Below are 12,730 nucleotides of genomic sequence, written 5' to 3'. Positions count from 1 at the left end.
GTGTTGAAGGTCTTGAACTCGCTGCCGTCTTCGAGGAAGTACAGGCGGCCGTCGGTGAGCACACCGTCGACGTCGAACACTGCCAGTTTGATTGCTTTGCCGCGTTGCAGCAGATCGTTGCTCATTACATGACTCCTGCGCGCAGCAGATCGGAGAGGTTGAAGGCGCCGATCGGGCGATCCTCCTCGTCGACGACTACCAGGGCGTTGATTCGATGGTCTTCCATGATTTTCAGGGCTTCGGCGGCGAGCATGTCGGGCCGGGCGGTCTTGCCGTGGGCGGTCATCACCTGATCGATGGTGGCGCTGCGGATGTCGATCGCGCGATCCAGGGTGCGGCGCAAATCACCGTCGGTGAAGATCCCGGCGAGCTTGCCGTCGGCTTCAAGGATAGCGGTCATGCCCAGACCTTTGCGGGTCATTTCCATCAGCGCGTCTTTGAGCAGGGTGCCGCGTTGTACCTGCGGCAGCTCCTGCCCGGCGTGCATGACGTTTTCCACTTTCAGCAGCAGGCGACGACCAAGGGCGCCACCCGGATGTGAGAAGGCAAAGTCTTCAGCGGTAAATCCGCGCGCTTCCAGCAAAGCCACGGCGAGGGCATCGCCCATGACCAGTGCTGCAGTAGTAGAAGAAGTCGGCGCCAGATTCAACGGGCAGGCTTCGTGCTCGACATGCACATTGAGATTGACCTCGGCGGCCTTCGCCAAGGGCGACTGCGGGTTGCCGGTAACGCTGATCAACTGGATGCCCAGGCGTTTGATCAGTGGCAGCAGGGTCACGATTTCGTTGGTCGAACCGGAGTTCGACAGTGCCAGAATCACGTCGTCGCGGGTGATCATGCCCATGTCGCCATGGCTGGCTTCGGCCGGATGCACGAAAAACGCCGGGGTGCCGGTGCTGGCCAGGGTGGCGGCGATCTTGTTGCCGATGTGCCCGGATTTGCCCATGCCGACCACGACCACACGGCCCTTGCTGGCCAGAATCATCTCGCAAGCGCGTACGAAATCGGCGTCGATATGGGCCATCAAGCCTTGGACGGCTTCCACTTCGAGGCGGATGGTGCGTTGTGCCGACTGAATCAGGTCGCGGGTTTTGCTCATGTCAGAATCGTATGGGCCGATGAAAAGGCGGCGATTATAGCGGTTATGTGGCAAAGCCTCACGCAAGTTCGTCGTGCTTTGTCATTACTGGTTACCAAAACACTCTGAAAGTCGCTGCGACCCTCATGTGTCGGCGATTCTGGCCGGGTTCTCGCTTGGGCGCTCAGCCTTTGCAGTGATATAGTTCGCCGCCAGTTCGGCCTGCCCGGGATGCAGGTGTTTCCGAGGAAAGTCTGGCATCCCAGTGAGAGGCTGCATCGCAAGGAGTTTAGATGAGTGCCGATAACGCCTACGCGGTCGAGCTGAAGGGAGTCTCCTTCAAGCGCGGTGCGCGGAGCATTTTCAATAACGTCGATATCCGCATCCCCCGCGGCAAGGTCACCGGCATCATGGGGCCTTCCGGCTGCGGCAAGACCACGCTGCTGCGCCTGATGGGCGCACAGTTGCGGCCGTCCAGCGGTGAAGTCTGGGTCAACGGGCAGAATCTGCCGACGCTGTCGCGCAGTGATCTGTTCGATGCGCGCAAGCACATGGGCGTGCTGTTTCAGAGCGGTGCGCTGTTCACTGACCTTGATGTGTTCGAGAACGTGGCCTTCCCGCTGCGGGTGCACACGCAACTGCCGGAAGACATGATCCGCGACATCGTCCTGCTCAAATTGCAGGCAGTGGGTCTGCGTGGCGCCATCGAGCTGATGCCGGACGAACTGTCCGGCGGCATGAAGCGCCGCGTGGCGCTGGCCCGGGCGATTGCCCTCGATCCGCAGATTCTCATGTACGACGAGCCCTTCGTGGGCCAGGACCCGATCGCCATGGGCGTGCTGGTGCGCCTGATCCGCCTGCTCAACGATGCTCTGGGCATCACCAGCATCGTGGTTTCGCACGATCTGGCGGAAACCGCGAGCATTGCCGACTATATCTATGTAGTGGGCGATGGTCAGGTGCTGGGCCAAGGCACACCGGATGAGCTGATGAAATCCGATGACCCGCGTATCCGCCAGTTCATGACCGGTGATCCCGATGGCCCGGTGCCGTATCACTTTCCAGCGACGGATTACCGCGCAGATCTTCTGGGGAAGCGTTGATGCGCAGAATTTCATTGATGGAACGCGTGCGTCGGTTCGGCGAATCGGCGATCGACGCGGTCGCGGTGTTTGGTCGGGCGACCCTGTTCCTGTTTCACGCCCTGCTGGGCCGTGGCGGTATCAGCGGTGGTTTCGGCCTGCTGGTCAAGCAGCTGCATTCGGTCGGCGTCATGTCGCTGGTGATCATCGTGGTCTCCGGCATTTTCATCGGCATGGTCCTGGCGTTGCAGGGCTTCAGCATTCTTTCCAGCTATGGTTCAGAGCAGGCGGTGGGGCAGATGGTCGCCCTGACGCTGCTGCGTGAACTGGGGCCGGTTGTCACCGCGTTGCTGTTTGCCGGGCGCGCCGGTTCGGCGTTGACCGCCGAGATCGGCAACATGAAATCCACCGAGCAGTTGTCCAGCCTGGAAATGATCGGTGTCGATCCGCTCAAGTACATCATTGCCCCGCGCCTGTGGGCCGGCTTCATTTCCCTGCCGGTGCTGGCGATGATCTTCAGCGTCGTCGGCATCTGGGGCGGTTCGTGGGTCGCAGTCGACTGGCTGGGCGTTTATGAAGGCTCGTACTGGGCGAACATGCAGAATAGCGTGAACTTCACCAGTGACGTGCTCAATGGCGTGATCAAGAGTGTCGTTTTCGCCTTTGTGGTGACCTGGATCGCCGTATTTCAAGGCTATGACTGTGAACCCACTTCCGAGGGTATCAGTCGTGCCACTACCAAGACCGTGGTGTTTGCCTCGCTGGCAGTGCTCGGCCTGGACTTTATTCTGACCGCTTTGATGTTTGGAGATTTCTGATGCAAAACCGCACCCTGGAAATCGGTGTCGGCCTGTTCCTGCTGGCAGGGATCCTGGCTTTGCTGCTGCTCGCCTTGCGCGTCAGCGGCCTGTCTCCGACTTCGTCCACCGACACTTACAAGTTGTATGCGTATTTCGACAATATCGCCGGTCTGACGGTCAGAGCCAAAGTGACCATGGCCGGTGTGACCATCGGCAAGGTCACCGCTATCGATCTGGATCGCGACAGCTTCACCGGTCGGGTCACGCTGCAGGTGGATAAAAAGGTCGACAACCTGCCGGTTGATTCGACTGCGTCTATCCTCACCGCGGGTCTGCTGGGCGAGAAATACATCGGTATCAGCGTCGGCGGTGAAGACACCCAGTTGAAAGACGGTGGAACCATCCACGACACGCAGTCGTCACTGGTACTGGAAGACCTGATCGGTAAATTCCTGCTCAATACCGTTAGCAAAGACGCCAAATGAGGAGCTTTTGAATGATCTCTATCTTGCGACGTGGCCTGTTGGTGTTGCTCGCGGCCCTGCCGTTGATGGCTAACGCTGCACCGGGGCAATCGGCTCATGACCTGATTCAGGACACCACGAACCGGATGCTTGCCGACTTGCAGGCAAACAAAGAGAAGTACAAGCAGGATCCGCAGGATTTCTATGCGGCGCTGAACAACATTGTCGGCCCGGTGGTGGATGCCGAGGGCATCTCCAAAAGCATCATGACAGTGAAGTATTCGCGCAAGGCCACGCCTGAGCAGATGCAGCGCTTTCAGGAAAACTTCAAGCGTGGTCTGTTCCAGTTCTACGGTAACGCTCTGCTGGAATACAACAACCAGGGCATCACCGTTGACCCGGCCAAAGACGAATCGGGCGAGCGCACCAGCGTCAACATGACCGTCAAGGGCAGCAACGGCGCGATCTATCCGGTGCAGTACACGCTTGAGAAGATCAGCGGCGAGTGGAAGCTGCGCAACGTGATCATCAATGGCATCAACATCGGCAAGCTGTTCCGTGACCAGTTCGCCGACGCCATGCAGCGCAATGGCAACGATCTGGACAAGACCATCGATGGCTGGGCCGGTGAAGTGGCCAAGGCCAAGCAGGAAACCGACAAAGCCGCCGCGAAGCCAGCGCAATGAGTGAGGCGGCAGTTCGTATGAGTGATGTCGACGAGCTGGTGCTCAGCGGCGTGCTGGATTACCGCACCGGGCCTGAGCTGCGCAAGGAAGGGCAGGCGCTGATCAAGTCGAGCAAGGCGTCGGCGCTGGTCATCGATTGTTCGGCGGTGCAGAAGTCCAGCAGCGTCGGCCTGTCGTTGCTGCTGTGCTTCATGCGTGATGCACAGGCGGCCGGCAAGGCCGTCAGCATCCGCGCGATGCCCGAAGACATGCGCGAAATCGCTCAGGTCAGTGAACTGACCGAGCTGTTGGCGCATCCCTGAACCCGCATCTATAAAGAAGCCCCCCGTCAGAGTCCTGCGTTGCGGGGTTCGCAGGCGCGGGGCTTTTTTGTATGATGTCCGACCCGTGCGCACAGGGCGCCGATTGAGGTTGAGCATGCAGGCCGTAGAAGTGAAGAGCTTCCTTGAAGGAAAGCTGCCAGGAACGCTGGTAGAAGTTGAAGGCGAAGGCTGCAACTTCCAGCTGAACGTGATCAGCGATGAACTGGCGGCGTTGAGCCCGGTGAAGCGTCAGCAGCAGGTCTATGCCCATTTGAACCCATGGATCACCGATGGCAGCATCCATGCGGTCACTATGAAATTTTTCAGCCGCGCGGCCTGGGCCGAGCGCACCTGAGCCCTAGGGCGTCGAGATACTAATGGATAAATTGATTATTACCGGTGGCGCTCGTCTCGATGGCGAGATCCGCATTTCCGGCGCGAAGAACTCCGCCCTGCCGATTCTGGCCGCGACGTTGCTGTGCGATGGCCCGGTCACCGTTGGCAACCTGCCGCACCTGCACGACATCACCACCATGATCGAGCTGTTCGGGCGCATGGGCATTGAGCCGGTGATCGACGAGAAGCTCAGCGTCGAAATCGACCCACGTACCATCAAGACCCTGATCGCGCCGTACGAACTGGTGAAAACCATGCGCGCGTCGATCCTTGTGCTCGGCCCGATGGTCGCGCGTTTCGGTGAAGCCGAAGTCGCACTGCCTGGCGGTTGCGCCATCGGTTCGCGTCCGGTCGACCTGCACATCCGCGGTCTGGAAGCCATGGGCGCGGTCATCGACGTCGAAGGCGGCTACATCAAGGCCAAGGCGCCTGAAGGCGGCCTGCGCGGCGCGCACTTCTTCTTCGACACCGTCAGCGTGACCGGTACCGAAAACATCATGATGGCCGCTGCTCTGGCCAAGGGCCGCAGCGTGTTGCAGAACGCCGCGCGCGAGCCTGAAGTAGTCGACCTGGCGAACTTCCTCAATGCCATGGGCGCCAAGGTTTCCGGTGCTGGCACCGACACCATCACCATTGATGGCGTCGAGCGTCTGGGTTCGGCCTTCTACAAGGTCATGCCTGACCGTATCGAAACCGGCACCTACCTGGTCGCTGCTGCCGTCACCGGTGGCCGCGTCAAGGTCAAGGACACCGATCCGACCATTCTCGAAGCAGTGCTGGAAAAGCTGCGTGAAGCCGGTGCGGAAATCACCTGCGGTGAAGACTGGATCGAGCTGAACATGCACGGCAAGCGCCCGAAAGCGGTCAACGTGCGCACCGCGCCGTACCCGGCGTTCCCGACCGACATGCAGGCCCAGTTCATCTCGCTCAACGCCATTGCCGAAGGCACCGGTGCGGTGATCGAGACGATCTTCGAAAACCGTTTCATGCACGTGTACGAACTGCACCGCATGGGCGCGCACATCCAGGTTGAAGGCAACACTGCCATCGTCACCGGTATCGAGAAGCTCAAGGGCGCGCCAGTCATGGCCACCGACCTGCGCGCATCGGCCAGCCTGGTGATCTCGGCGCTGGTTGCCGAAGGCGACACGCTGATCGACCGCATCTACCACATAGACCGTGGTTACGAGTGCATCGAAGAAAAACTGCAAATGCTGGGTGCCAAGATCCGCCGCGTTCCGGGCTGACCGCTGCATCGGGACACACGGACGTGTCCACTGAATTCGTTTCGAGTCGAGGGTGTGCGCACCCTCGATGTGTGTCCGGCGCCGATTGCGACCGGGCATGAGTACCTTGATAAGGACTGACGTTTCCCATGTTGACCATCGCACTGTCCAAGGGCCGTATCCTTGACGACACCCTGCCGCTTCTCGCTGAAGCGGGCATCGTGCCGACCGAGAATCCGGACAAGAGCCGCAAGCTGATCATTCCCACGACCCAGGACGACGTGCGTCTGCTGATCGTGCGTGCCACCGACGTGCCGACCTATGTCGAGCATGGCGCGGCCGACCTCGGCGTCGCCGGCAAGGACGTGCTGATGGAATACAGCGGTCAGGGCCTGTACGAGCCGCTGGACCTGCAGATCGCTCAGTGCAAGCTGATGACCGCCGGCAAGATCGGCGCGCCGGAGCCCAAGGGCCGTCTGCGTGTCGCGACCAAGTTCGTCAATGTTGCCAAGCGTTATTACGCCGAGCAGGGCCGTCAGGTCGACATCATCAAGCTGTACGGCTCGATGGAGCTGGCGCCGCTGATCGGCCTGGCCGACAAGATCATCGACGTGGTCGACACCGGCAACACCCTTCGCGCCAACGGCCTGGAACCCCAGGAACTGATCGCCACGATCAGCTCGCGTCTGGTGGTAAACAAGGCTTCGATGAAAATGCAGCACGCCCGAATCCAGGCGTTGATCGACACCCTGCGCAACGCAGTGGAATCGCGACACCGCGGCTGATCTACCAGCGCGGCCCGAGGCCGCGCCGTCTATCCGCCTCATAGCCAGAATTCTCAGGTGCCCAAGCGGATCGAATGCTAGTTTCGGGCGCCTGAGTTTTTTGCCAATTCCTATGAGGCTCTCGCTATGACCGCACCGACTGCAATTCGCCGACTCAACGCTGCTGACCCGGATTTCGCGCATCATCTGGATCATCTGCTGAGCTGGGAAAGTGTGTCTGACGACTCGGTCAATCAGCGCGTGCTGGACATCATCAAGGCTGTGCGCGAGCGCGGTGACGCGGCGCTGGTCGAGTTCACCCAGAAGTTCGACGGCCTCGAAGTCGCCTCGATGGCCGACCTGATCCTGCCGCGCGAGCGTCTCGAACTGGCCCTGACCCGCATCACTGTGCCGCAACGTGAGGCTCTGGAAAAAGCCGCCGCCCGCGTGCGCAGCTATCACGAAAAACAGAAGCAGGATTCCTGGAGCTACACCGAGGCTGACGGCACAGTGCTGGGCCAGAAAGTCACGCCACTGGATCGCGCAGGCCTTTACGTGCCGGGCGGCAAGGCCTCGTATCCGTCGTCGGTATTGATGAACGCGATTCCGGCCAAGGTGGCCGGCGTGACCGAAGTGGTCATGGTCGTGCCGACCCCGCGCGGTGAAATCAACGAGCTGGTGCTGGCCGCTGCCTGCATCGCCGGTGTCGACCGCGTGTTCACCATCGGCGGCGCGCAAGCGGTTGCCGCCCTGGCGTACGGCACCGAAAGCGTGCCGCGCGTCGATAAAGTGGTCGGCCCGGGCAATATCTATGTGGCCACCGCCAAGCGCCATGTGTTCGGCCAGGTCGGCATCGACATGATCGCCGGCCCTTCGGAAATTCTTGTGGTCTGCGACGGCCAGACCGATCCGGACTGGATTGCCATGGACCTGTTCTCCCAGGCCGAGCACGACGAAGACGCGCAAGCGATTCTGGTCAGCCCCGACGCCGAGTTCCTCGACAAGGTGGCCGCGAGCATCGACAAACTGCTGCCGACCATGGACCGCGCGACCATCATCGAAACTTCGATCAATGGCCGTGGTGCGCTGATTCAGGTGAGCGACATGGCCCAAGCCATCGAAGTCGCCAACCGCATCGCCCCGGAACACCTGGAATTGTCGGTCGCTGATCCACAGGCCTGGCTGCCGCAGATCCGCCACGCCGGTGCGATCTTCATGGGCCGCCACACTTCCGAAGCGTTGGGCGACTACTGCGCCGGCCCGAACCACGTGTTGCCGACTTCCGGCACCGCGCGTTTCTCCTCGCCACTGGGCGTCTACGACTTTCAGAAGCGCTCGTCGATCATCTTCTGCTCCGAGGCCGGCGCTTCCGAGCTGGGCAAAACAGCATCGGTACTGGCCCGTGGTGAATCGCTGAGCGCCCACGCACGCAGCGCCGAATACCGCATCAAAGACCAAGACTTTCTGAAAGGGCAGGGGAACTGAGCGATGAGTAAATTCTGGAGCCCGTTCGTCAAGGATCTGGTGCCCTACGTGCCGGGCGAACAGCCGAAGCTGACCAAACTGGTCAAGCTCAATACCAACGAAAATCCGTATGGCCCGTCGCCAAAAGCGCTGGCGGCGATGCAAGCCGAGCTCAACGACAACCTGCGCCTGTATCCGGACCCGAACAGTGATCTGCTGAAAAACGCCGTGGCCGAATACTACGGCGTGCAAACCAGTCAGGTGTTCCTCGGCAACGGTTCGGACGAAGTGCTCGCGCACATCTTTCACGGCTTGCTGCAACACGATCAGCCGCTGCTGTTCCCGGACATCAGCTACAGCTTCTATCCGGTTTACTGCGGTCTGTACGGGATTGAATTCGACGCGGTGCCGCTGGATGCGCAGTTCCAGATCAACCCGGCCGATTACGCCAAACCGAATGGCGGGATCATTTTCCCCAACCCGAACGCGCCGACTGGCTGCCTGCTGGCGCTGGACGCGGTCGAGCAAATCCTCAAGGCCAGTCCTGATTCGGTCGTAGTCGTGGATGAGGCGTACATCGACTTCGGCGGCGAGACGGCGATCAGTCTGGTGGACCGCTATCCGAATCTGCTGGTGACGCAGACGTTGTCCAAGTCACGCTCGCTGGCCGGCCTGCGTGTCGGTCTGGCGGTAGGGCATCCGGACTTGATCGAAGCGCTGGAGCGGATCAAGAACAGCTTCAACTCCTATCCACTGGATCGTCTGGCGATTGTCGGCGCGGCGGCGGCTTTTGCCGATCGCGAGTATTTCGACAAGACCTGTTGTCAGGTGATCGAGAGCCGCGAATGGGTGGTGGCGCAGTTGCAGGCTAAAGGCTTTGAAGTGCTGCCGTCGGCGGCCAACTTCATCTTCGCTCGCCACCCGCAGCATGATGCGGCGGGCCTGGCGGCCAAGCTGCGCGAGCAGGGCGTGATCGTGCGGCACTTCAAGCAGGAGCGGATTGCGCAGTTCCTGCGGATATCGGTGGGGACGCCTGAGCAGAATCAGGCGTTGATCAACGGCCTTGGCGACCTCTAAAAGCAAAAGCCCCTCACCCTAGCCCTCTCCCAGAGGGAGAGGGGACTGACCGAGGCGCACTTTAGAGTTGCACCGACGTGAGATACCGAGTCGAACTCCAGTGTTGAAAAGCAAACAGATCGGCTCCCTTTCCCCCTCGCCCCCTTGGGGGAGAGGGCTGGGGTGAGGGGGATGGTATTCAGATCGAACATGGATTTTGAAAACGACCCTTGCTCACTCGTGATGCGGCTCGCCAAGGAAGGTCAGTGAGGTAAACAAACCTCTACTTTCCACATCCACACTGCCCTTCACCGGCACTTCAACCTGCGCCGCAATCACATTCAACCCTTCATTACGCACCAGCACCTGCGCACGCCCATCCTTGTCGGTCTCGGTGCTCAGGGTGTTTGGCGCGCTGCGATAGTCGCCATATAACTTCACCCCCGCCGCCGGTTTGCCATCGAGCAGCACCCGCACCGGCAATGAGTTGCCCGGCCCGACCGTCAGCGGATCGACCTCCGGCAGGATCAGCAGTTTGATCTGGTCCAGTTTCGGCAATTTCGCCCCCGGCTGATAAATCGCCAGGCTGTACTTGAACGTCTGCGTAGCCTCAATGGCGCCGGGTACTTTGCTGCGTCCTTCGTTGATCCACTTCTTGTCCGCCGTCTGCGACCACATGCCGTTGTTCAGCGCCACGGCCATCAGCGCCGGCGGCTTCAATGGTTTCAAACGGGCATGATCGGCCAGGCGCTCGACGCTGACCGGGATCATTTTGCCGCTTGCGTCATAAGCCCAGGCACCGCTGATTTTCTGCGCCTTGAAGGCGTTGTCTTCGGCGCCGTGGCCGTAGATCACTTCGATGTTGCCGCGTCGTTCCTCTGTCCACAGGCCGTGGGCTGACACCTGACCGGTGAACAGCGCAGCGATGAGCAGAAGGGATTTGCCGTAGTGCATGGTGACGTCCTTTTACAGGTTGAGTGTCAGGCTGACAGTGAAATTGCGTGGCTCGCCGGGGTTGACCCAGTAGTTGCTGTAGGAGCGCTCGTAGTATTTCTCGTCGAAGATGTTGTTCAGATTCAGGCCGAGCGTGACGTTGTCGCTTGCCTTGTAATGGGCGAGCAAGTCGACGGTCTGGTAGGCCGGCAATTCGAAGTCGCTGCCGGATTCGCCCGAGCGGTCGCCGACGTAGGTGAACGCTGCGCCGACGTCTGAACCGCGCAGACGGCCATCCTGAAATTCATAAACACCCAGCAGACTGCCGCTGCGTTTAGCCACGCCGAGGATGCGGCTGCCGGTAGGAATGGTCGCGTCGCCCTTGGTCACCTCGGCGTCAATGTAGGCGAAGGCGCCGATCACCCGCACTGCGTCGGTCACCTGACCGCTCACTTGCCAATCGAAACCCTGACTGCGCGCCTTGCCCATGGCGCGGCTGGTGTCGGTGCCCGGATCGAGGGCGAGAACGTTTTCCTTGTCAATGTGGAAGAAGGCGAGGGTGCTGCTCACCCGCTCATCGAACAGCTCGTTCTTGATCCCCACTTCGTAACCGACGCCTTCTTCCGGGTCGAAGGATTTGCCCGATGCATCCAGGCCGTTGTTCGGTTTGAACGAGGTCGAGGCGTTGGCGAACAGGCCGGTGTTCGGCGTGAGCTGATAGAGCAGGCCGGCGCGTTGAGTCAGTGCGTCGTGGCGCTGCTGGCTTTTGGCGTTGCGGCTGTGATCGTCGATGCGCTGATCGAAATGCTCGAAGCGCGCGCCGACCATGCCGCGCAGCTTGTCGGTGAAGATGATCTGGTCCTGCAGATTCAGCGCATGACTTTCGACGTGTTCAAAGAAGTCGGTGCCCGACCGTACGCCATTGGGTTTCAGCTGGCCGTAGACCGGCTTATAGATGTCGATGGCGTAGGGGCCGCCAGCAATGGTGGTGACGCGTTCGTCCTTGCGGTAATTCTCGTTCTCGGTGCCGATCAGCAATTCGTGCTGCCACGGGCCGAGGTCGAACAGACCGCGCAGTTCCAGTTGGGTGATGCTGTCGTGCCAACTCGTATCGCGTTCGCGCAAGCGGCGATTGACCGTGTGGCCGTCGGCGTTCAGCGCGCGTTGTTCCGTGGCGTCGCCCCAGAGTTTGCCTTCCTTGTAGTGACTGGCCAGACGCAGTTTCCAGTTGTCGTTCAGATGGTGCTCAAGGGTGGCCTGGAGCAGGTTGTTGTGGTTGTCGATGTTGCCGTCGTTGGGCTCGCCCAAGAACGTCGAGCGCGATACGCCGCTCCACTTGTTGTTCGGCGCCACCACGCCACGATCGAACGTCGAGTTGTGACGGACGATTTCGCTTTCCACCAGCAGCGAGGTGTCCGGGTTCAACTGCCAACTGATCGAAGGCGCGACGAAGACCCGCTGGCTGTCGACGTGGTCGCGAAAGCTTTTGTTGTCTTCCTCGGCGAGGTTGATGCGCGAGAGCACATCGCCCTGATCATCGAGGGGCGTGTTGACGTCCAGCGCGGTGCGATAGCGGTCCCAACTGCCGGCGCTGGTCTGCAGAGTGGTGAACGCTTCGGGCTGCGGTTTCTTGGTGACGATGTTCACCGTACCGCCGGGATCGCCCCGGCCGTACAGGCTGGCGGCCGGGCCTTTGAGCACTTCGATGCGCTCGATGTTGGCCGCATCTGGCGTACTCGGATAACCGCGATTGGCGCTGAAACCATCCTTGTAGAACTCCGAGGTGGTGAAGCCGCGCACGCTGTATTCGTACAGGGTCAGGCCGCCGAAGTTGTTCTGCTTCGACACGCCTCCGGCAAAATCCAGCGCGCGTTCAACGCTGGTGCTGCCCAGATCCGAGAGCACACTGGCCGGCACGACGCTGATGGCTTGTGGGATATCGCGAATCGCCGTGTCGGTTTTGGTCGCACTGGCCGAGCGAGTCGCGCGATATCCGCTGACCGGGCCGGTGGGTGATTCGTAGTCGGAAGTGACGCTGATGGCTTCCAGCTCAACGGGCTGCGGCTCATCGGCGAAGGCGGGATCGCAGAGCAAACCCAGAGTCAGGCCCAACAGCGAGGCCTTTTTGCGAGACGACATGTTATGTTGTTCCAATTGCTAGAATTGAAACAATATAACATGCCCGTTGAGAATGTCTGTTATTCGCGCCGCTGGCGCGAAAACATTTTTACTCTTCTTTTTCTTTCACCGGTGCCGGTGGGGGACGCAGGCCGATTTCAGCGGTCAACTTCAGCTCCTTGCCGTTGCGCATGACCTGAATCGTCACCTTGTCGGTCGGTTTGATCCGCGCCACCTGGTTCATCGAGCGGCGACCATCGCCGGCGGGCTCGCCATCGATGCTCAGAATCACATCGCCCAGTTGCAGGCCGGCTTTCTGCGCCGGGCCGTCACGGAAGATCCCCGCGACGACAATCCCCGG

The 12,730-nt window shown here is 60.6% G+C and carries 14 protein-coding genes and 1 pseudogene; 10 read left to right on the top strand and 5 right to left on the bottom strand.

Annotated elements, in window-relative coordinates; genetic code table 11:
- A pseudogene (locus D6877_RS01115) lies at positions 1-125 on the bottom strand (phenylphosphate carboxylase subunit delta); the annotation flags it as partial.
- On the bottom strand, positions 125-1,099 hold the full coding sequence (locus tag D6877_RS01110) for a KpsF/GutQ family sugar-phosphate isomerase (protein ID WP_039759372.1): 975 nt from the start codon (positions 1,097-1,099) through the stop codon (positions 125-127). The gene D6877_RS01110 and the pseudogene D6877_RS01115, both read right to left, overlap by 1 nt.
- Positions 1,100-1,371: 272 nt before the next feature.
- Here D6877_RS01110 and D6877_RS01105 point away from each other — a divergent pair, with 272 nt between their 5' ends.
- The 10 genes from D6877_RS01105 to hisC all read left to right on the top strand — a co-directional run bounded on the left by D6877_RS01105 (position 1,372) and on the right by hisC (position 9,339).
- Positions 1,372-2,181 carry an ATP-binding cassette domain-containing protein gene (locus tag D6877_RS01105; protein WP_130909586.1) on the top strand — a complete coding sequence of 270 codons (810 nt, stop codon included), beginning with the start codon at positions 1,372-1,374 and terminating at the stop codon, positions 2,179-2,181.
- The gene (gene mlaE / locus D6877_RS01100) at positions 2,181-2,978 is read left to right on the top strand and encodes a lipid asymmetry maintenance ABC transporter permease subunit MlaE (RefSeq protein WP_016771674.1); all 798 of its coding nucleotides are present in this window, start codon (positions 2,181-2,183) and stop codon (positions 2,976-2,978) included. The genes D6877_RS01105 and mlaE overlap by 1 nt, the downstream gene beginning before the upstream one ends.
- Entirely contained in the window at positions 2,978-3,445 is a 468-nt protein-coding gene (mlaD, locus tag D6877_RS01095) for an outer membrane lipid asymmetry maintenance protein MlaD (protein ID WP_016771673.1), read from the top strand. Before mlaE ends, mlaD begins: the two co-directional genes overlap by 1 nt.
- Before the next feature lie 11 nt (positions 3,446-3,456).
- Positions 3,457-4,110 (top strand): ABC transporter substrate-binding protein, encoded by a 654-nt coding sequence (locus tag D6877_RS01090; RefSeq protein ID WP_110603726.1) that lies wholly within the window; start codon positions 3,457-3,459, stop codon positions 4,108-4,110.
- Entirely contained in the window at positions 4,107-4,412 is a 306-nt protein-coding gene (locus D6877_RS01085) for an STAS domain-containing protein (protein ID WP_130909585.1), read from the top strand. The genes D6877_RS01090 and D6877_RS01085 overlap by 4 nt, the downstream gene beginning before the upstream one ends.
- A gap of 115 nt (positions 4,413-4,527) precedes the next feature.
- Positions 4,528-4,767, top strand: coding sequence for a BolA family protein (locus tag D6877_RS01080; protein ID WP_016771670.1), 240 nt, complete (start codon positions 4,528-4,530; stop codon positions 4,765-4,767).
- Between the two features lie 22 nt (positions 4,768-4,789).
- Positions 4,790-6,055, top strand: coding sequence for a UDP-N-acetylglucosamine 1-carboxyvinyltransferase (gene murA / locus D6877_RS01075; protein WP_016771669.1), 1,266 nt, complete (start codon positions 4,790-4,792; stop codon positions 6,053-6,055).
- A gap of 128 nt (positions 6,056-6,183) precedes the next feature.
- Positions 6,184-6,819 carry an ATP phosphoribosyltransferase gene (gene hisG, locus D6877_RS01070; RefSeq protein WP_123451702.1) on the top strand — a complete coding sequence of 212 codons (636 nt, stop codon included), beginning with the start codon at positions 6,184-6,186 and terminating at the stop codon, positions 6,817-6,819.
- A 126-nt stretch (positions 6,820-6,945) separates the two neighbouring features.
- Positions 6,946-8,283 (top strand): histidinol dehydrogenase, encoded by a 1,338-nt coding sequence (gene hisD, locus D6877_RS01065; protein ID WP_056782950.1) that lies wholly within the window; start codon positions 6,946-6,948, stop codon positions 8,281-8,283.
- 3 nt (positions 8,284-8,286) lie between these two features.
- Positions 8,287-9,339, top strand: a complete 1,053-nt coding sequence (hisC, locus tag D6877_RS01060; protein ID WP_130909584.1) for a histidinol-phosphate transaminase — start codon at positions 8,287-8,289, stop codon at positions 9,337-9,339.
- A gap of 213 nt (positions 9,340-9,552) precedes the next feature.
- Here hisC and D6877_RS01055 read toward each other — a convergent pair whose 3' ends face one another.
- The 3 genes from D6877_RS01055 to D6877_RS01045 all read right to left on the bottom strand — a co-directional run.
- Positions 9,553-10,272 (bottom strand): DUF4198 domain-containing protein, encoded by a 720-nt coding sequence (locus D6877_RS01055; RefSeq protein WP_130909583.1) that lies wholly within the window; start codon positions 10,270-10,272, stop codon positions 9,553-9,555.
- Positions 10,273-10,284: 12 nt separating this feature from the next.
- Positions 10,285-12,390: a TonB-dependent siderophore receptor gene (locus tag D6877_RS01050; protein WP_130909582.1), complete on the bottom strand. Its 2,106-nt coding sequence runs from the start codon at positions 12,388-12,390 to the stop codon at positions 10,285-10,287.
- An 88-nt stretch (positions 12,391-12,478) separates the two neighbouring features.
- Positions 12,479-12,730: PDZ domain-containing protein (locus D6877_RS01045; RefSeq protein WP_130909581.1), on the bottom strand; the 252-nt coding region annotated here is incomplete at its 5' end.

Source organism: Pseudomonas sp. Sample_9, from assembly GCF_004307535.1.
GTDB lineage: Bacteria > Pseudomonadota > Gammaproteobacteria > Pseudomonadales > Pseudomonadaceae > Aquipseudomonas > Aquipseudomonas mercuritolerans.
This window is presented reverse-complemented; position numbering and strand designations above follow the sequence as displayed.